Source organism: Natronorubrum halalkaliphilum (genome assembly GCF_009834785.1).
Classification (GTDB): domain Archaea; phylum Halobacteriota; class Halobacteria; order Halobacteriales; family Natrialbaceae; genus Natronorubrum; species Natronorubrum halalkaliphilum.
Window position 1 is genome coordinate 49359 of record NZ_WUYX01000022.1, and the last position, 20751, is coordinate 70109.

The 20751-nt window shown below is 54.7% G+C and carries 12 protein-coding genes and 2 pseudogenes; 8 read left to right on the forward strand and 6 right to left on the reverse strand.

Going from position 1 to position 20751, the window contains the following annotated elements; translation table 11 throughout:
- Nucleotides 1-293: 293 nt before the first annotated feature.
- The 3 genes and pseudogenes from GS429_RS06015 (at nt 294) to GS429_RS06025 (ending at nt 9865) form a co-directional block, all read left to right on the forward strand.
- Nucleotides 294-6887, forward strand: a complete 6594-nt coding sequence (locus GS429_RS06015) for a sacsin N-terminal ATP-binding-like domain-containing protein (protein ID WP_425438186.1) — start codon at nt 294-296, stop codon at nt 6885-6887.
- A gap of 101 nt (nt 6888-6988) precedes the next feature.
- Nucleotides 6989-7410, forward strand: a pseudogene (locus tag GS429_RS22610) (type B DNA-directed DNA polymerase); the annotation flags it as partial.
- A 1063-nt stretch (nt 7411-8473) separates the two neighbouring features.
- Nucleotides 8474-9865 (forward strand): Cdc6/Cdc18 family protein, encoded by a 1392-nt coding sequence (locus GS429_RS06025; RefSeq protein WP_160063680.1) that lies wholly within the window; start codon nt 8474-8476, stop codon nt 9863-9865.
- A gap of 294 nt (nt 9866-10159) precedes the next feature.
- Here the strand turns inward: GS429_RS06025 and GS429_RS06030 are convergent, their stop codons facing one another.
- The gene (locus GS429_RS06030) at nt 10160-10483 is read right to left on the reverse strand and encodes a DUF6788 family protein (RefSeq protein WP_160063668.1); all 324 of its coding nucleotides are present in this window, start codon (nt 10481-10483) and stop codon (nt 10160-10162) included.
- A gap of 138 nt (nt 10484-10621) precedes the next feature.
- On the opposite strand from GS429_RS06030, the gene GS429_RS06035 reads away from it, so the two are divergent.
- From GS429_RS06035 to GS429_RS06045, 3 genes and pseudogenes are all read left to right on the forward strand, one after another.
- Nucleotides 10622-11548, forward strand: a complete 927-nt coding sequence (locus GS429_RS06035; RefSeq protein WP_328821266.1) for a helix-turn-helix domain-containing protein — start codon at nt 10622-10624, stop codon at nt 11546-11548.
- Nucleotides 11544-11788: pseudogene (locus GS429_RS22465) on the forward strand (hypothetical protein); the annotation flags it as partial. The gene GS429_RS06035 and the pseudogene GS429_RS22465, both read left to right, overlap by 5 nt.
- Before the next feature lie 322 nt (nt 11789-12110).
- Entirely contained in the window at nt 12111-12386 is a 276-nt protein-coding gene (locus tag GS429_RS06045; RefSeq protein WP_071402832.1) for a PadR family transcriptional regulator, read from the forward strand.
- Nucleotides 12387-12628: 242 nt separating this feature from the next.
- On the opposite strand, the gene GS429_RS06050 is transcribed toward GS429_RS06045, so the two are convergent.
- The 4 genes from GS429_RS06050 to GS429_RS21760 all read right to left on the reverse strand — a co-directional run bounded on the left by GS429_RS06050 (nt 12629) and on the right by GS429_RS21760 (nt 17909).
- Nucleotides 12629-14782 (reverse strand): DEAD/DEAH box helicase, encoded by a 2154-nt coding sequence (locus GS429_RS06050; protein WP_160063670.1) that lies wholly within the window; start codon nt 14780-14782, stop codon nt 12629-12631.
- A gap of 806 nt (nt 14783-15588) precedes the next feature.
- Nucleotides 15589-16701 carry a transposase gene (locus tag GS429_RS06055; protein WP_160063672.1) on the reverse strand — a complete coding sequence of 371 codons (1113 nt, stop codon included), beginning with the start codon at nt 16699-16701 and terminating at the stop codon, nt 15589-15591.
- 346 nt (nt 16702-17047) lie between these two features.
- Nucleotides 17048-17341 carry a transposase gene (locus tag GS429_RS22615; protein ID WP_201293966.1) on the reverse strand — a complete coding sequence of 98 codons (294 nt, stop codon included), beginning with the start codon at nt 17339-17341 and terminating at the stop codon, nt 17048-17050.
- Entirely contained in the window at nt 17286-17909 is a 624-nt protein-coding gene (locus tag GS429_RS21760; protein ID WP_201293968.1) for a hypothetical protein, read from the reverse strand. The genes GS429_RS22615 and GS429_RS21760 overlap by 56 nt, the downstream gene beginning before the upstream one ends.
- A 205-nt stretch (nt 17910-18114) precedes the next feature.
- On the opposite strand from GS429_RS21760, the gene GS429_RS06065 reads away from it, so the two are divergent.
- Entirely contained in the window at nt 18115-18675 is a 561-nt protein-coding gene (locus GS429_RS06065) for a type II toxin-antitoxin system antitoxin SocA domain-containing protein (RefSeq protein ID WP_160063674.1), read from the forward strand.
- Between the two features lie 4 nt (nt 18676-18679).
- Complete coding sequence (locus GS429_RS06070) at nt 18680-19261, forward strand: hypothetical protein (RefSeq protein WP_160063676.1); 582 nt, start codon at nt 18680-18682, stop codon at nt 19259-19261.
- A gap of 136 nt (nt 19262-19397) precedes the next feature.
- Here GS429_RS06070 and GS429_RS21765 read toward each other — a convergent pair whose 3' ends face one another.
- Nucleotides 19398-19598 carry a hypothetical protein gene (locus GS429_RS21765; RefSeq protein WP_201293969.1) on the reverse strand — a complete coding sequence of 67 codons (201 nt, stop codon included), beginning with the start codon at nt 19596-19598 and terminating at the stop codon, nt 19398-19400.
- Between the last annotated feature and the right edge of the window lie 1153 nt (nt 19599-20751).

The window sequence follows — 20751 nt, forward strand, 5'->3', positions numbered from 1 at the left end:
TACGGGAGTGAAAGTTACTGTCTGGTTCAGCACCTCCTCAGTTGGCGTTCGTCCGTTGAGAGCTTGATTCCGTTGTTCGTGGTTGTAGTGATGTCTGAACCACGTAGCCACCGTCTCACGCTGGATAGATATTGCCCGCCAATGAAATCTACGGCATCATTTAATATGACGACCGAGGCGAGAAGGACATCTACTGTGACCTCCTCGAAGAGCAGAGCCCCTCATTTAATGATTTGAATAAGCATGGAGCCGGCCTCGTACAACAAGACGTATCGATCCTACCTTTTATTTAAATGGAGAAAGACCGCACAGGCTACAGGTTTAGAGTTTCAGTGAGTGGCTCAGGGTCCCCAAAGCAGACGGTCGCAGAATCATGTCGTACTGAACACCAAGATCTCCTCGGTGCGTTAACGAACGAAAGCCGGTGGAGCAAGGAGACGGACCTTGGCGTCGGCAATCAAGTCGTCGCCTCCACGCACGAGAGTCGGACAGTTTTGGAACTCATCCAGAATGCGCGGGACGCGATTCGCGACGGACCCGGCGATGACGGACGAATGGCTGTTATCGTCGGCCCAGAATCCTTACTCATCGCGAACACTGGTCGACCGTTTGAACTCCACGATGATGATGTGTTCGAGGCGGTCACCGGACTCGGCCGATCGGAAAAACTCGACAACAGCGACTCGATCGGTGAGAAAGGGGTTGGCCTCAAATCGTTACTCCAACTGAGCGAGCGGTTTTCCGTCCATTCGGTCGTCAATGACGATCAGCTCTCGGCACAGTTCTCTCGCTATCACGCGGGCCAGATGCTGTTAGCAGGGTACGACCACTACCTCAAGACGGAGCTCAGAAATGAGCTCGATGTCGAGAGTTCCGTCATTGAGTCATATCAATCCATTCTCGACGATATCCTAGATGCAGAGGCACGGTCGAGACTCCCATCAACGCCGGATATCGACACCATCGCTGAGCGGGAGTCGACCGAGGAGCAGGCGCCGCCGACGCCAAGCGAGTTCCTCACCGATTTGCCCCGACTCTCTTTGTTCCGGTACCCCTTCCTCACTAATACCGACCACGAGGAGTCGGATGCAACAAGCCGGCTCGTTGACGCCCTCCTCGAGACTGGTCAATCCGCTTCGTCAACCGCGACGCCGGACAATAAATGGCTCGAGGACCATGCCGACACCTACCAGACGGTCGTCCGGCTCGATTATGATGACCCGGAATGGACCGGGTTGCTCGATTCTGTTCAAAACGCACTCGCCGAAAGTGGTCGCGATATCGTCGACGCCTTCGAGACCAACCGGCGAAGCGCAAACGTTGGCGGACTGTCCAGCGACAAGACACCCCAAGCGCAATTCTGGGATGAGTGTACCGACCTCTCTGCGTCAACGCTGGTCCTCCTTGAGGAACTCGACGAAATCGACTTCCTCAAACTCGAGGGCAATGATACCGAGGAAACCGGTTTCCTTGAGATTGGCGACCGCCGGGAGGTGACTATCGAGACCGACAGTGCCCACCAGTCGTCCATCGGTGACGACCCCGGACTCTCCCGAATTCCGCATGCAGTCACGGAAGAAACGACCACTACTGTCGGCACGACCACCCACGAGCGAGAGTTCCTTCGATACTCACAGACACTGACCCCAGACGTCCATGAGTGGTTGACGGATGAGGACCGCGACATCGACGCCGAATCGGCAACGATGGATATCCTGCTGGAACAGCCGCGTCCCGAGGCAGCCGATTGGGAACCAACGCCAGAACCTCTCCACCTTTACTACCCGATTTCGGATGCTTCGACGCCGTTCCCGTTCGTAATTCATGCTCCCTTCGAAGTGAGTTTCGATCGCCAACATCTCGTGACTGCCGAGAAAAACCAGACGCTCCTCAAGGAGCTCCCGACGCTCATCGCGACCGTAAGCGAAGATCTCATCCAAAGCGACGAGGCAACTCACGCTCCACCGTCAGGATATCAATCGTGGATGCCGTGGGTTGTTGCTCCCGTCGACGTCGCCGAGACTGACGCCGAGACATCGCTCGCAAATGGAATCGCTGACACCCTCAGTCGGCTTCAAGACACCGCGATCGTCCCGACTGATTCCCAGGAACCGTTGCAACCGACGGCGACATTGCTCGACCCGACGCGGTTGGAAGCCTTCGAGGCGTTGCGTGGGCGGGATGCCGCGCCGCCGATTCCTGCTGCAGAGGTCATCGCGAATGGGGAAGCGTGGAAAGCCAACCTCCCTGAATCGGCACCGAGTGACCAATCCCGGTTCAACGGGTTCCTTTCCCAAATCGGGTTGACCACGCTTATCGAGACGATTGCAGCAGATGCATCGGAAGATGACCTTGTGACGGTCCTCTGTGACTTCTGGGAGCAAGCCGGTACAACCACACCGGATGATGGGTTCGATGCGTGGCATGTGACTGTCGAGCATCCAGCCCATGCAGAGCTGTACTTCGAGGCCATAGCGGAGGCCCTAGCCGATCACGGCGCAGATGCGGATGGCGACGATGAAAACGACGCAGAAGTCGATGCAGCAACCCGACTCGGTAGACATGGTGTCCCCCTATTGCCGGCAGAGAAACACAAGGAGGGCACATCGACTGCTGAGGCGGAGGAGACAACCGTAACCCGGTTAGTTCGCGCGAGGCCCAGCGAGGGGCAATCCGATGATGGATCCCGCCAACGGAGTGAACGCATCGTCTTCCGCCGCCAGGAACCCGGTGAGTCACAACAATCCATGGCGGAACTCCCCACTCCACCGCAACAATTGCCGGTCTATATCATTCCGTATCAAAACGAGTGGGTCGGCCCGCTCAAGCGGCATAACCGACGCTGGGGGACCCGAGAGCTGGAAGGGCAAGCGGCCTTCTATCGCCGTGTCGGCGCCGAAGCGGGTGGGTTCTCGGGCGACGAAAATGGCGACCCAGACGTCGTCGGCTACCTTGCCGATCTATACAAGCAATCGACAGCCGGGCAAACTGCCGAGTGGGTGACCCCCCAGCCGTTCCACAACAAGCAGTTCGACGACGTCGAGGAAGTCTTCGCGTATGATACACTCACCGGTACCCCAACGGACTACGACGCGTTTCTCGAGCGACGATACGTGCAGACGACCCCGCTTCCGACCGACGACGGCAACCAACTCCCAGCCGAGCGACTGGTGTTCGGCCCCGAATGGGCGGAGCGATTCAGCGACGTTTCGGATTCGCTCGCAAGTGAAAATGGCGTCGAGTATCCATTTGGCGGGACTGATGATAGTGAGGCCGAGCCGGGCGCGAAGTTCCGACGCTGGGCCGCAGCAATCGAGTGCCGCCAGGACTTCGAACCCACGGACACCCCAACCCTCGCGCCGCCCAGTGACGAGCAGTGGGAAGCCATCCATGCACAGATGGACCTCTCGGGCGCGGAACGCAAGCGGTGGGAACTCTACTTCTTGTTGCATCTGGGCGTGCAGGTCGGCCCCCACATCGATTGGGGATGGCTCTTCCCTGGCCGTGGCACCGACGACCGTCGCACGGGCGCGTTATCACTCTCGGAAGTGCAGTCCCTCACAGATGCCGATCCCGAGTTCGAAGCCAATCCACCGATTTCCCCATCCGAAGACCTACTGGAGCGGTACCAAACAATTAGTTGGCGCTCAGAACACCATCCAGCGTTCAGTGCCGGCCACTCGAGCAGCTGTCAAGAAGATTGGTTAGACTGCGATATTGAGGAGTGGGAGTACAACAAGGATCTGGCGATCCCAACGTGGTGGCATCTCACGGAACTCGATCCAGACGCTGACCGGGGTCATCGGGAGGCAGTTCGGGATGCGACGGCGCTCATCTGGCCAGAACTCACGTCGACCATCACAGACACTGCGTGGTACTGTGACGGTACGCATTACAGCCACCAACCGAATACACACGACGCCACGATTCCGGCGCTCGGGGTCGTCCAACTACAGGATGCGGCACTCTGGCCGGTCACGGAACCAGATACAGATGACGATCCTGCGGAACCGCCCGGTGGGTTGAGGCCAGAGGACCTCCACACAGCAAGGCCACTAATCACCGCCGACGAGCAACGCGGTGCGGCCAGCTATCTGCCACGACTCAACCTCGACGAAATTATCGCAAGCATCGAGTCGCGGTTCGATGCGGATGGAGAACTGCCGGGCGTCGAAATCGCATCGCTGCCGACAAAGCTTGGCGCACGGCCGCTGGATGAACTCACCCCAGCCCAAGCGGCCGATCGACTCAACGAGTTCTTATCCAGCCGTGCGGTTGCCGATACACACCGCACATACGACCATCAAGCGCTTTCGGCGATGGAATCCACATGGGATTCCCAGTCGAATACAGTGCCCACCTATGGATTGCTACGGCGGCTCACGGCGACCTCGCAGGTCAGTCGAAAACTCACTGATGAGGAACCCAAGCGCCAGTGGCTTCGGCGGGATATCTGGCATACTGGCGTTCGACTCCCAGTCCGATGGGCCGACAACTCGCTTATCCTCCACGTTGAGGAGGACATCCCACAGGTCGAGGAGCCTGAGCTACGAGTCTACACGCAGCAAATCCCGCAGCACGCACGCGAACAGTTCGCCAGTGACGATTCCATCGCGATCGTCGAACGGCCCAGTCGAGAGGCACGAGCCATTGCATACCTGTTTGGCGGTGCCCCCGACGGCCCGACACCGCCATTTGGAATTCAAACAAAGACAGAACAGCCGGATCTCGGAGTTTCCGAGGACGAGTTTGAACCAACACCCCAAGAACAAGAAGCGATTAAGGACCTCAAATCGACACTGGAGCCCCGGATAATCTATCTGCTAGCCGCATACGATGCAAATGTATCTGAGGCAAACCATCGGGCGGTCTACAACCAGCTCAATGCGGTCGTCGACAATCCAATCGGGATCATCGAGAGCACCGACGGCACGAGTTCAAGGCGGTCGACGCAGTGGTCACCGCCAACCACTGATGAGGAAAAGCCAAATCAGATCGCCATCTATCGGAGCGCAATCGACGAGCACAGTGACGATTCGACGCTGATCCCGCTATACCTCGCAGCAGATGGCCTTGCCCAAGTCATCGACCAATATTCGCTTAGGGATGTCTTCGAGAACATACTCATCAAGCCGGATGACGCGCTCGATTACGATTACGCCGAACAGAAAGAGAATGTCCGCGCAGAACTCTCTGAGCTTCGAGAACAGCGATTCGAGCTGGTTCAAGCGGCACTGAGAACACTACTTTCGAACATCGACGAGACGGCAAGCCCACCGGAGTTCCATATCAATCCGGACGACGACGTCGAATCGACACTGGAGAAAATGGCGAACGCACCGAACGGGACTGAGGACACGGTCGTCAATGCATGGGTGGAGGCATTCACGACTGCGGGGCTTGCCGAGCCGGCCACCCGGCAATGTATTGCGGCCGCAGCGATGGAGGAGAACTACGCACGACTCCAACATGTTTCTACAGCACTCCAGAACGCCTCAGAGCTTCACCGCGAGGACTTGAGAGACCACCAAGTTTGGGATGAACTCGACTCCTGGCCGACCGACAGCGACGTCGAGTCCCTCCGAAAGTACCTCACCGCTGTCGCCAAAATTGACGCCTTCTGGGCGACGTACACCGATAGCGAATCGGATTCAAAAACCGCTATCGCCCTCGCCGTCGATGCAGCTGCCAACCCAACAGCGCCACCGGAGCCACTGACACCAGTCATAGAGGGCATTCCCGACGGCGACCGCGTGGCGACAGCGCTCAGGGACCGCTTGCTGATCGAACTCCCAAAACAGAGTGACGGGCCCGTTCTCGAGTCCATCATAACGACCGTCGCCGAGTGGCACGCAACCCGCCACAAAACGTTCGCCGCCTCACTCAGTGAGGACGATGACACCAATAAGCTCCTCAGGGCGTTCACGACGGCACTCGAGAACCCCACCGAGTCGCTCGCGACTGTTACTGACGCACTGAACGGGTATCGTGAGGACACTGGTGGCGGCGGTGGACCTACGAGCCACGCCAAGCGACGGGAGCTCACAATGCAGTGGGTGTCAGCGTCGGATACCGAGCTGGATGATGCGGTTAACTCATCTCTCACACTGGAAGATGCACCTGACGATGGGGGCGCTCCCAGTATTGGATCAAGTTCATCTAGCACCCCGACATCAAACGCAGAGATTGCTGACGACCGAGGGCGTGAAGCCGAACTGCTGTGTCTGGCGCGTACGTGGAACCAGTTCCGGACACAAGACCAATCGACACGAGAGCGAATCCTCGAGGAACTCACTCGATGGCGGAGCGCCGATATCTGGCGGATGAAAGCGGTTGAAGCCATCGCCGATATCGATACAAATGAGCCAGCAATCGAGGGCGAACGCCCGGAAGTGGTCCTTCGGCAGGCAACAATCCCCGATGAATCAGCGTATCGGACTGCATTCCGCCTGTTGTTCGACGTTTCTGACGAGCGTGGGCCCGGATTCGATTATATCGACCCCTTCGCCGGCATGGACGAAGAAGCGAACTCGGGCTGGGGTCCGGAACATATGAGACGGGTCGAAGTCAAGGCCGTTACACCGGACCGAGCGACCAATGGCCGCATCAAATTGACCGGAAACGAGTTCCGGATGGCCCGCCGGCGAGGTCCCGATCCATTGCCGGGTGAGTTACCGAAGAAAATCCGGGAATCAACAGACCGCTACCTGCTCCGCTTAGTGAGTCTCCCGCGTGCGTGGCGCAGTGAGGATGACCGTGGGAACGGCATCACGGTTAGAGACATTCAGGACTTCGTTGACTACGGGAAGTTTGAAGAGGATGATGAACCCCTCTGGGAGAAGCTGCGGGGTGGGGAGTTCTACGTGAGCTTTGGGTCTGGCAACTGACATGCTCCTCGACACATTCGGCGACTCATCTGCAATCCAACCCCTCCCCCACTACACGTCTAGCGCTATCGATAGAGTTCCTTTCTCAGCCTCCATTTACTCAGATCAGAGGCATCGAAGCCCGGCAGCGCTCAACCCTTCCGTTCATCGAGGACGTCTAGCGCGACTGTCTCGAACGACTCGACACGACTCGATCTCCGGGCGCTGTACTTGACTGTCTACGGGACGCCATCAAGTGCCCCCTACGCTGGAACGGTTAGCACCTCGTGGAACGGAATCGCGTCTCCAAGCTGCTGGAGGGGTACACGCAGAACACCCAGAATGTGGCGGCCCTGAAACGGGCTCGCGACCAGAATCTCACCGTCCATCCTGGACAGGATATCGAGTACGCCATCGTCGACGAGAAATCCTCACGGGACCACGTCGCCCTCGCCCCGTAGAGATCGACACCTACGACGCATTGTACTACGAGACGCAGCTGGTCCGAGCTGCCGAGATCCTACTGTCTCCCTTTGACTGGAATTAGAACGACATCCGACGCGAGTTCAATGGAACACGTGTAGTCGATATCACGGACTGGGCCTAACGAACCCCCTCCCCCCTTTTTCGAGTTGTAAACTCGTGACGACGGGGAGGGGGTGAACAGAAAGAGGGGGCTGCAAAACAGCCGATTGTGGCAGATACACACGATAGAAGATCTGAACATCCATTTCTCTAAGATGCAACTAAAAATGCGAAAGTTTATGCTGCCCGCTATCTAACCATATCCGTAATGGGGACAGAAGAAATAAATCTTCTAGGCCAGTTAGAAGATTAGAATCTCTGGGTATAGAAAATCTCCTCATCTCGTACATGGTCCCAATCTCGAGAACTAACAGGTTTCATCGCCTCTACGTCCTATTTTGTGAACTTCATTCTCACTCCATGGGGTCTGAAGTGGTCTGCACCCGGCGACTTACAACTCGAAAAAGGGGGGAGGGGGAGGGTAGAAGGTTCGAGTACACCACACGAACTTCACCACCCATCATGTTTGTTAACCGGCATTTCTCTCATTTGTGAACTACTCCTACGAGCGTTACCCTTTCGCGACAATTCTGGTGCTTACTACTCGAAAACGGGGGGTGTGGGATACACCGTTTCACCCTAAGCATCATTCGAAAAATTCAGCCGATATAGATCTGCTTCTATACTCAGTGCGACTCACTGTTACTTACAACTCGAAAATGGGGCGGGTGGGAGAATCGAACCAGGTGTGGTGACGCTCCTCGAAGTCTTACAACTCGAAAACGGGGGGTCTGGGTCATCGAGGGAGTTCGACGATAGAAATTCCTGGCGATCCCTTACAACTCGACAACGGAGGGTGTTAGATGCCGAAGACGGTATCTAGCTGGTTTCGGGAATACACGGCTGTAGTTGTTAGATAGCCTGTTTTCACCCGGTTACAACTCCACAAGGGTCCACATTTTTATACCCAGAGTTCGAGGTGGTTCATAATGGGACGAAAGGGACGTAGAGCAGGTTCGAATCATCCAGAAGGTGAAAAGGATCGCAAATCCTCCTCTGCTGCTCCTGATAATCCCGAGTCGATGGGTGAGGAGATAGATACGTCACAGTCGACGTTTGAGGATGGCTCGGAACTCGCCGATTCTTCTCAAGAGGCAACAAACGGTGGTGGCATCTCAATCCGGGATCGGCTACAAACTGAGTCGTCTGGGGGGGTCTTCGCGAACAAAGACCTCGTTCGGTCAGATACCATCATCGACGAGGATCGTATCGTCGGTCGTGATGAGCAACTGGGCCGTGTCGTCGACAATCTGAAACCCGTGCTCCAGAACGAAGGCATCCCAGATATGCTTCTGAGTGGTCCCTCTGGAACTGGGAAGTCGCTCATCATTCATGCAGTCTGCAAACAGATTGTCGAACTGTGTGAATCTCAAGGCAAGACCTTCGGGGTCATTTCAATCAACTGCGAGGGGCCGAAGACAGCAGATCGAGCTGTCTATCGGTTAGTTAAAGCTGCTGCCGACGACCTCGGCGTTGATCCTGGTGTTCCCCAAACCGGGGTCTCAACGGATCAGAAGTTGGAGCGACTGTACGAACTAATGCGCGAGTATTACGACGGTGTCATCTTCATTCTCGATGAAATCGATATGCTCGAGGGACCGTATCAGGAAGCGGAGTACAATTCTCTCATCTATCAGCTTTCACGGGCTCGAAAACTCGCCGATTTTGATGGGCCGATCTCACTCACGACTATCACGAATTACGCCGATTTCATGAAGGACCTCAACAGCCGCGCACAGAGTTCTTACAACCCTGATGACATCTTCTTCGACGATTACGATGCGAACCAACTCCGTGGTATTCTCCATAACCGACGAGACGCCTTCAAGCCAAACTCACTCACAGATGACGTCGTTCCGCTTGTTGCCGCATTCGGATCCCAAACGCATGGGGATGCACGGAAAGCAATTGATCTCCTCAGATGGGCTGGCGAATTAGCCGAGCGGCGTGGAGCTGACACTGTTACCGAGACTGATGTCCGTGAAGCCCAGGAGAAATACACCGAAAATCGCAAACTACGCCATATTAGCGGGATATCCACTCAAAAGAAACTCTCCATCTACGCTGTGGCGGCCACTGCCCACTACGCAAGAGAACACCCTGAGTGGATACCTGCTGGACCTGCGTTCAAGACGTACCAATTCATTGCTGATACGATGGATTCGGATCAGTACAGTCGCGAGACGTTCGTAAATCACGTCACAGAGCAGAGTACGTACGGAGTATTGGACTCCGAGCGTCGAGGCAAGGGGCGAGGCAGAGGAGTGCATATGTATTTCTCCCTCTCCGAGGATCCGGAAACGATCATGGAGACGATTCGTGAGGATTCCCGGTTTGAAGATCTAGCTCACGAAGAGGCGACTATCAGCGCAGTTGTCCGAGAACGGCTGAAGCAGTTCCGCAGCAAGAACTAATCTCGACCTTATTCTCTCCACACTTACTACTCGAAAACGGGGAGTGTTAGAGCTCCGGGGGTGGGTAACAACTCGAAAATGGGGAGTATCTTTCGCCGGAATCCTTCGTTACTACTCGAAAACGGGGAGTGTTAGAGCTCCGGGGTGGGTAACAACTCGAAAATGGGGGTATCTTTCGCCGGAATCCTTCGTTACTACTCGAAAACGGGGGGTGTGACCTCCGATTTTCTTGCTGTCACTTCCAACGATGAGAATGTTGTAGAGAAACGACGAGAATGGTCTCCTGAATCGAGTTCACTCGTCTGGATTGACCGGTCCCTTGTACTTCGATTTGATTTTCTTGCCCTCTCGCCACTGCCAGTAGTAGTAGCGATTGTCGTTGATCTCTTTGATCGTGATCGTTGCCTTCGTTGGAACGTCGTCTGGGAGGTCGTCAGGTCGCTTTTCAATCTCGTCCTCTGTTGTCTCTTCCTCGAGACGGGCCTCACGTTCCTTGTGCTCGGCGAGCGCTTCAGCGTACGTAGCAATCTCTCGGAGCTGCTCCGGGTGCGACTCGTTGAGCGTGTTGACGATCTCCGTTGGGGGGTTCGCTGGTGGGATCGGAGGTTCGTAGGACATCGGCTACTCTCGTGTTAACCAACACGGCCCACGAATCCATAGGTTTGTTGGTTAAGACGATAGAGACGGTTCTCGCGATTGCTGGCTGTAACACTACTTGAAACTTCTTTATATGCCAGTTTCGTACTATGTTACACCGTGCTCCGGCGCATCGAACTCGAGGTTCTCGCTACGGTCGACCGCGGTGACACGATCTCCGAGCTCGCGACGAAGCTCGACCACAGCGAGAGTTACCTCTCCCGTGCCATCGGCGACCTCATCGAGAAGGGGCTCGTCTACACGGAACGCGACGGCCGTCGAAAACGAGTCGTCCCGTCGGATGCTCGCGCCGTCGAACTCTACCAGGACCTCGTCCGCCAGCACTCCCACATCGAGTTCCCCGAGCTGCTGACCGGAAAGGCACTCGAGGTGCTGTACTATCTCGACCAGCCGCGAACCGTCTCCGAGATCGCCGACCAGAGCGATAACTACCGCAACACGGTCAACCGCGTCCTCAAGCGGTTTCGTAACCGTGGTCTCGTCGGAACGGCCGACAGCCGCTATGACTTCAACGCCGATTTCGACCGGCTCCACGAGTTCGCTCGGGAACTCGCACACCATCTGCATCGTCAACGCCTCGAAGCCGTGGTCCCGAAGGGTACGATTCTCTGGGAGGACTACGACGAATTCCTTGCCCAGGCCGAGACGGATATCGACGCAAAGGAGTTCCACGAAACCGGCCTTGCTCGATTCGTGGACTTCGACCTCCAGTTCCTGCTCACCGGCCACCGCTACTATGTCTACTCCGAGGAACTCGACGCAGTCTCGACGGCGGAGCTCTGCTGTCATACCCTCTTGATCGACGACGGCAGCCGACACCGCTCGTACTGTCTGCTCCTGCTCAGCCATGTCGACGTCGACGAGGAAAATCTCCGAGAGCAGGCGACGAAGTATGACCTCGAAGACGAAATCGACGCCTTGCTCCGCTACCTCGAGACGCACGGCGGGGTCGACGACAACCGGCTTCCGGAGTGGGACGAGTTCCAGAAGCTGGCGGCTGACTACGAGGTGCAACTCCCACAATGAGGCCTTGGTTGAACTTGAGGAGCAGTACGGGGTGACCACGCCGATCGAGGCCCGCGTCCAGGAGCTCACGAATCGGTACTACCGGGGCTCGAAGTCCTCCAGGCACTCGACGAGCCGATGACCGTCGACGAACTGGCTGCCGGACTGGAGCTGGATACCGACGAGGTTCACGACCGGCTCGCGTATCTCTCAACGTTCGACCGGGTCCACCGAGATTGTGACACAGTCCGGTCCCATTGAGTAGATTACTACCAACACCGTCGCCTAGAACGGCAACTGATGGCGGCTATCATCACGCTGGCGAACTTGGCGAGCGAAAAAGCGTCGAGACAGTCATCGAGGGGCACGTTCGCGATGCCCAGGAGTGGGCTGAAATCGATCGATTCGAGGTGCTGTTATGTAGCTCGACGACCCAGGTCAATTTCACCTGCACTGTTGAAAGCTTCGGAAACGGTGGAGGGGGTGAGTAGCTGCTCTTATCCAACAAGACATTCATACCATAAACACATTTAGGAACCTGTGAAAAGAAGTCAAATACAGGATCGTTGAAGACTCACGTAGGATGGACGACCTCACTGGATTTCAGCGCGACCTGTTGTACGTCATCGCAGGTGCTGATCAGCCGTCGGGACAGGACGTCAAGGACGAGATCGAGACATACTACAGCGCCGAAATCAATCACGGTCGGCTGTACCCAAATCTCGACACCCTGGTCAACAAGGAACTGGTCGAGAAGGGTCAACTCGACCGTCGTACCAACTACTACGACATCACCGAATCAGGAGAGGACGCGATCGAGAACCGACGACAATGGGAACACCAGTACGTAGACGCCTGAAGGGCCATAGTTTCGATCGTCGTACCTTCACTGGTTCCTACGTTTTTACCGAAAAGAAGGCTTATAGTGGCAGAATCGACTCGTCAAAGTATGTCTGCTGAGGCTGACGAGACGCTGCCACATCTCGTAACTATCGTGGGTAGCGGCGCGGGGAGCGTGAGATCGAAGCCCGGAGAGGGTGTGGGACCAATACGTTGACGATCTTCTCTAAACAGCTTAGAGTTGGGCTACGCAGATCGGGGTCAGTGCGTAACTATGTTCGTTCCTGGTGACGAGACCAGCTTGCCGTGATCTTGGATATACGAATACAGGTCGAGATACACGTCTGCACAGCTTTCAGCTGGATCCTGTCCTTTCCTCGGTGTGGTCAACGTCTTCCAATTCCCGATAAGTACACACCGCTTCTTTGCCCGGGTAAGCGCTACGTTGAGCCGGCGCGGTCCCTCGTTTTTGAACTCTAAGAACCCGGCATCCATATCCGAGTTACTGCGAACGAACGAAACGATGATCGCTTCTTTCTCGCTGCCCTGAAATGAGTCGACTGTACTCACCTTCACCCCGTAGATCTCGTGTCGCTGTAGTTCTGTCTTGATGGACGTGACCTGCCCGTTGTACATCGCGATGATCCCGATATCATCAGCATCGACACCGTTGTTCAACAGGCGTTTCGCCTGTCCAACAGCGGCCTGGGCCTCTTCGTGGTTTTTCTTGCTTGTTCCATGATCATCTTCTTCACTGCGGATATCGATTCCGACCATCGGCGGCATTCCGTTGACTGTCCATCTCGCGTTTTGGTCAGCATCTTCCAGCTTGCCGTCGTAGAACGCCTGATTCGAGAAGCTGGCGATCGTCCCGTTCATGCGGTACTGGCGGCGCAACGTGGCGGAGATGTTCTCGTCGTATAGGTCCAGTAGCCGCTCAAACAGCGGGCGGTGCATGTTCTCTCGCCGCATATCCTCGTCTGAGCAGTGCGGTGGCAGCTGCTTGTGATCCCCTGCGAGAATCAACTGCTCTGAGCGATAGAACGGGATGAGTGTCGACGGGGTATCTGCCTGAGTAGCCTCGTCGATCACACACAGGTCGAACTCGTTCTTGCTGAAGTTGGCAGCCCGGTTGGTGGTCGCTCCGACGATGTCGGCGTGGCGCTTGCTTCGGCCCATGAACCGTGAACGAACCCTTTCATCGGTGATGCGGTGTCCGTCTCGAGCAATTCGGAGTTCACCGTCTAGATCAGCCTGATACAGTTGATCTGTAGCTAACAGGTTGTCTACCGCCTGGTTCGAGTGGGCACAGGCCAGCACCCGTTTCCCGTCTTTTACTGCTTCGCGGATGATGGTGGCCAGTGTCCGTGTTTTCCCGGTTCCTGGTGGGCCGTGGATGCAGAATACGTCTTTCGATCGAAGAGCCGCTTCTGCTGCCTGTTGCTGGTAATTATTGAGTTGATCTCGGTCGAAGTCGACAGTAAGCGCTGAATCGAAGTTCAGCAGTGCTCTCCCGCCGATGATTTCTCGTTTCTGTTTGTCTCGCCAGACCTCGTCGATGGCCTCCCGTTTCCGTTCGTTCGCGAGTGGGTCATGAAGTTCGACGATCGAAACCTCAACCCCTTCTTTGAGGTGAAGAGCAGCGAACTCGGGAGCATCAGAGGTCTCCCAGTCGGGCTTGATCCGAAACCCGTCCTCAAAGACGTCGGCGATCCTGGCGTCGAATGGGAGTCCATCTTCTTCGCAATCTTTCCCGACAACCACCTCAACGTTGTATCGGAGGTCGGAATCGCTTCTCAAATCAAGGTCTTTGTTCCCTTTCGCTTCCGATTCGATTCGAAGGGTCATTTTATCGCGTTCTGCAGATACTGCGCCACGGGCAGTGAGTGCAGATACGGCGACACGTTGCCGTTCCAACCGATCGATCGATGTATCGTGTATCTCCTTACGTCGTTCTTCCCGTTCGCTGTCATCGTTGGTTTCGACGAGTTCCACGAGGTCATCGTAGAGTTGATCCATCTCGTCTTCACTGGCTGGATTGTCCGCAGCGATCTCGGTTCTAGAGCCATCGAGACCACCCTCTTCTGAATCGACGTCGGTCAGGAACGAGGGCGTTTCAGGCGGAGTGTAATCTGGGTGCCAGAACCGAATTCGGTACCCGATGTACACTCGACCGAGCGTGTTTGTCTGGACTGGGGTAAGCTTCTCGCGGGCGACGTCGAAGTAGAAGATCGTTGGCCGGTCGTAGTGCTTGCGGAGAATAACGTATTCGCCGGTCAGTTCGGCGCTCTCTTCTTCGTGGAGCGGGATCCATAGCTGTTGGTTGTCTTGCCGGAGTTCGGAGTGTTGTTGGAAGTTCGCGAGGATTTTGTCCGTCGGGATTTCATCGTTGATCCCCCACTTGTCGTTCTCCATTCGTGACTGCCGGTTGAGGTGTAGTACACGAGGTTCATACGTGCGGAATTCTTCCGCAACCGCCTGACTAACATTCATTTATTTGATCAAGGGATCCGCTTTAGGGAGGGTCGTTTGTGGTTCGACAGCGGGTATGCTGGTGTATGGACGATATGCCAATAAGTCTTTCAAAAGCGGAGTGAAAGTGGAAAGCCGCGAAATTAGGCTAGCCTGGCGTTCTTGAGAACCTTCTGGTTGCCTCTCTTTCTCTATTAGTGTTGTTTTGTCACGGAGCAAGATATAGTTAGACAGTAAGATAAGGGTTTAAAGTTTAAATATTGATGCGAATTTCGTATAGGCGATACATCTCATCGTCGACGCTCCAAGAAAGAGCGACAGAAGAAGAGCAGCCCTCAATTTATTACTCTACCGCCGCCAATGTTCCAGTATGAGCGCGAAGGGGCAACTTCGACGATTCGAAAACCGGGCGCAGTTACTGCGTCACATCTCTGATGAGACGGGTACCGATATTGACAACCTCTGGGATGAGTATGAAGCTCAGGTCAAGTAGTCCAGTAGCCCCGTGAACTACCCCTGCCTACTCGCCGCCTGCGGTGGCTCCTTGACAGTAGTTGCCGATTCAGATTGTAGAGAGTCGGCGGAAGCGTGACGAGGTCATTGAAATTCGCCTACCGTTGTTTGTTTAAGCGGTAATTTGAGCAGATGATGGCAGCTGAGACGCGTAATCCACAGCGACAGAGAGTCTTGCCAGTACGGGAGGGCGTGCTGACCCGAGCGCCAGCTCGGGTCTGCCGCCCCGGCAGCGATTATCCGTATGTCACTGGTCCGAGGAAGAAGCGAAACGTTGCTGTTGACACTGCTGGACGTGTGCTCTCTCGCCGTTGCTCTGAGAGCAGCAGACACACCACGATCCAAAGATTGTACAGTGCCACAGCGAACAGAAAGTAGAACAACCGCACCGCAAACACTGGTGACGTAGTACGAGGAAGAAACTCACCAATCTTCCGGTAGGACGTTTCTATCCCCCACCGACGCCGATACGCTTGAGCCAGTGGTATCGCTTCATCCACCGTTCTCTCGTGGTTCGTGATGAGACACAGCGAGTCGTCGTCCCGCGACTGATGCGGGACGACGACGAGCGTCACCGGGACACGCATCGTCGGTGAGCGCTTCCTGACTAACTCATAGTCAGTGACGAACACGCTCTCGTCGTGGTCACCGAGAACACGCTTTATCCCCGGTGTTTTGGGTGCTCGAATTACGAACTCTACGTCAAGATCGATCAGTTCATCGACTAACTCCACCCGATACAATCCACGATCACAGTAGATGCGAGTGATCGAGACGGCCTGGCGTGCCGTCTCGATCACCTCACGGATTGCTTTAATCAGAGACTGCGTATCCGTTCGAGCAACGTGCTCGGACGCGAGTGTGAAACGAACTGACGGTGAAACAACACACAATGTGACAAATACGTAGGCGAGATTCGTTCCACGATCCGGGTTGATCCGCGAGACCATCGGTGTCTGCTTGGAGCCGTAGTAGAGCCATTCGTGAAGATCGAGCGCAACCTCTGCGGTTGATGGGAACCGTCGTGCCTTCCGTGCTTGGACGAGAAACTGCTCGCGGATGCCATCGAACTGATCGTCGATGGCATCCGCATCCATCTCACCAAGGTGGTACAGCAGCGACTTCGAGAGCGGACTTCGGTCTTCGAGGTCCAACTCTTCGCCCCGAGCCAACTGGAGATGTCTAGCACTGGTGTTAGTGAACTCACGGTGGAATGCGCTCCGAGTGAGGACTCTCGAAAAGTCCTCACTCGGATAGGTACCGTTAGGCTTCGTTCCGAACTCCAGAGCGGGATACAGTAGCGAACCTACGGCACGGCAGACCTGCCGTGCCTCGGTAGTAATGACCATGTTCTAAATAGGATGTCGCCGGAGAAAACTGTCTTTCAGGCACTTCGGCAACTACTGTTGAGGCAGGGGCTTCCTGCTTCGACGACGCGACTTGCAGACACGCGATGGGTGTCCGCAGCGGCCGCAGTCTCCATCTATGAGAATTCTGCTGGCTACGCAAACCACGTTGAGATAGATAGTGATTACGGGTAACCAGCTACGAAGCTCATGAAGATAGCTCGAAATCACCAAACGGCTCCACGAAAGCAGCTGAACTAACCATCAGGCGGAGGACTTCTTGTTAAGCGAGAGTTGTCGCTCACAGGACAAAGGCAGGCCCATGAGGAACGGCGACTGTCGCCGTTCCTCAGGTACTCACCCCTGGTGGGTCATGCACCTCCTCGTTACTGAGCATGTGAAAGATTGAAACGAGCATCTTCCGTGCTGTTGCGACGATCGCTACCTTGTGTGGTTTGTTTTTCTGCCCACGTAATCGCCAGTAGAACTCGCTCAAGTACGGGTCCTTGCTGTTGTGAACTGCCGTATTCGCACATTGAACGAGAATCCATCGCAGATAGCTATTACCCTCTTTACTGATGCCTCCCTCAGTCCGCGAGTCGCCTGACTCGCGGACAACTGGATCCAATCCTGCGTAACTCACAACCTCGTTTTGCGCGATCAAACCGTTCTACCTCGCCGATCTCTGCATGGATCAACAGTCCGGAGTAGGTGCTGATCCCAGGAACTGTCATCAACAACTCGACTTCAGAGACTGAAACAGCCACTTGCTCGATCTCACGATCGAGCTGCGTTATCTTCTCGTCGAGATCATCGATCAATGCTAACCACTGCTCTAACAGCAACTCAGACGGCCTGTCTAAGTCGAGGTCCGTCAGGACCTCGCGTCCCTCATTAGTGAACGGTGAACCGCTGATCGTTACGCCGTTTTGGTCAAGCAACGCATGAACTTCATTCTTGCAGTCTGCGTTCCAGATACGGTCTGCCGTCCATCGTGCGACGTTCCAGATTTTCGAGGCGGAATCTCCGAGCGAGTCGAGGATTTCGATGACGCTGGCCAAACGACTATCACCGACGGTGGGAACACTTGACGCGCGGAACTGCTCGCAGAACTCGCAATCGACTTCGAGGAGTACCGTGATCCCACCGAGGAAATTCGCGAGGGCTGCGACGACGTTGCCGCCGATATTTCTTCGGACTGGTCCGATCATGCTCTCTCAGAGATCATAACTGCTGGCTACCAGCCGAACCACAAACACGGGGCCGTAATCAACGTCACGCCGCTTTCGAAGGCAGAGATCGTTCCGAAAACTGTCGACGATCAGGTCTTGTAGCGCCCACGGTTCACGTTTTGAGAGGTCAGATCTGTTATACAGTAAACTTATGCCCGTCCTCGTCTGACCTAGAATAGAGATCATGTCCACACCAGAATCCTCTCCGGGTCACGTTGTAGACCTCGACGAGGATGATTGGAAGGAACTCAAAGAGATAACCATTGAGTTCCTCTCCAAATACGATGCACTCTATGAGAAGCGAGTGCAGAAGCTGATCTTCTATTGTGAGATCAAAACCGCGATCAAAACCGGACAGCGGCTGACTGATGCAACTTTCATGCCGTACGATTACGGTCCGTATTCCAGAGAAGTCACCAAAGCACTCGAAGAGTTGGATGAGGAAGGGCGGATTTCGATTCGCGACAACGGACAGTATGCGACTGCTCTCGATGGGGGATCACTCTCCCCGAAAAAGACGTACCTGATCGAACGGTTCCACGAGGAAACGAAGCGAATGAGCACTGATGAGCTAGTCGAACGTGCAAAGGAAACCTGGCTCTGGAAGCACTTCGAATATGCCGAAGGCATGGATTTTGCGACGTATATCGATGAGATCATCATGTCTCCAGAACTTCGTCACTGCTTAGAAGATCCCGATCGGGATCCCGTAGAAGATCCGGATATAGAGCGGTTACTTTCCTGATTGGATGTGTGGGATACCGACGGATACTCCCTGGGAGATCAACTGGGACAGGGATTTTGAAACTTCTGTCCAAGAACTGAAACAGAGCGGTTCCTTCGATGCGTACCGGAAGAAAATCATTCGAATCATGCGCAATCCGGTTCGGGAAGGATCATACAAGAGTGAAAATCTAAAGGGGATGAAAACAGCTCATATCCCCGGCAATCGACAAGATATCATCTGCTTTGAAATCACACCCGGAATTAACGATGAATCACAGAAGGCAGATCTCGAAGAGTTGTACTTCCATTTTATCGACCACTGGGACAACTACGATTCAGCATTAACACGCCGTGACCCTGCGAATGTAGAATACGGGTTCGAGATTTACATACCGTACTACGGTGGCCCATATGAAGTTGAAAAGGTGATAAATACGGTGTATCAAGTCGGGAAAGATTATGACGGAATCAACATTGCAGCTCAAGAATGGGAAGACGAGCACGTGACGATGACTGGCGAAGCTGCTCCAGACGATCGACACGTATTTGATGACTTTCTACCAGACGCCGCTACTATTGAATACGACGACATCTCTCCATTTTGAATCTCCTCCGGCAATATGTTCCGAACTCGAGGCCCAGATTAACTGGCCACCGAATTGGAGTTGGATCTCGCTGTGATTCACGACCGGGTCGCATATCTCGAGCAGTTTGACCGGGTACGCCGAGTTGGTGAGACAGTCAGTCCAGCGGATTAGTTCGACTTCCACCCCTCCCCAGAGGGGAAATGACTATCTGGTCGAAAAACACGTCCACGTTTGATTTCGTGATCAACTTGTCGCATATGCTTACAGTTACTTCGGGTGTTCGCTGCTGCCAGTCGGGACAGGTACACGACTCGTCGACGACCTCGTACTTGTCCATGGTGTCTTGGAGACTCATGGTTTCACCACGTTCACGCTGTTCCCGACTTTTCTTGAGGTCCTCAGGGACAAATTGGAGAGTTTGACAGACGGATTCAGCCAGTTGCGAAGAGGGCCATGGATCGCCGCTGATCGGGACACATGCCCCTCGCCGCTCGTATCCCTTTTTGATGTGTTTGCGGAGAAATATTGGAAATTAATGTTTTTCAACGACTAAGAGATGTTATTCTATTTGATAAAATCGCTGCTGTGAATTAACCAACACCCGAACCATAGGAAAGGTATTGTTGGTTAACGGCCGAATGACCGTAGAATTTCGGGTAACGCGTAGAGGAAGGGCGAATGGCTGATAGTAAACAGGCGGAGAAATAATACCATTCGACGTTGAGTATCAACCTTCTGTCGGCACTGTCAGCACTTGATATCGAATCTTGTGAAGTCCGTACCGTTACTCGTCATCAGACTCGTCCAAATTTGGGAGATGGGGAGACCCATTCTCTCGCCCCGCTTGATACCAAATCCGATCCAGAATCGGTCGAAGGTCCTTGGTCTCGAATACATCCCGATCAAGCGTCTCTAACTCAACAACCCCGGTATTGAATCGTTCCGGAAATGGTACTGTATTGAAATTAGGGAAGCGTCCCGACCCCATCGTAAACCCGGCAACATCAAGCAACGTTACTGACGCGAATATTGGCAATTCAACCTCTATCTCATCGAAACAATACAGTGACCCGTACACAGTCCGAGCTAACTTTTCGTCGAGCCCAGGATCGATAGTCCCACCATTCCCAACCGCCTCAGATCGGAACAACTCGGTCGAAACAGCCTCAATCCATCCGGACTCGTGCAAGTACAAGTAATCTGGATGCGACGTTCGGATCCGGTGATTATACCCAACAACTCCATCACTAACGACCTTCCCTGCGTTCGGTACACGTTTCGAATGTCCGAAAAACGGGACTGAAGGAAGCTTTGCAGGCGGCGTCGGTGTCGATTCTGCGACTGCGCTTCGTGGGATAAGATGCAAAGCTACAGCTGGCCCGGGTGGTAGTTCATTCGGCAAATCAGACCGTGTTTGAATACAGTCTCAGTACTTCACAAAGCCGTTAGTTGAGAAGTCCGCTTGTTGAGTTGTGTCCAGCAATCAGCAACAAGCGGACAGTGAAATC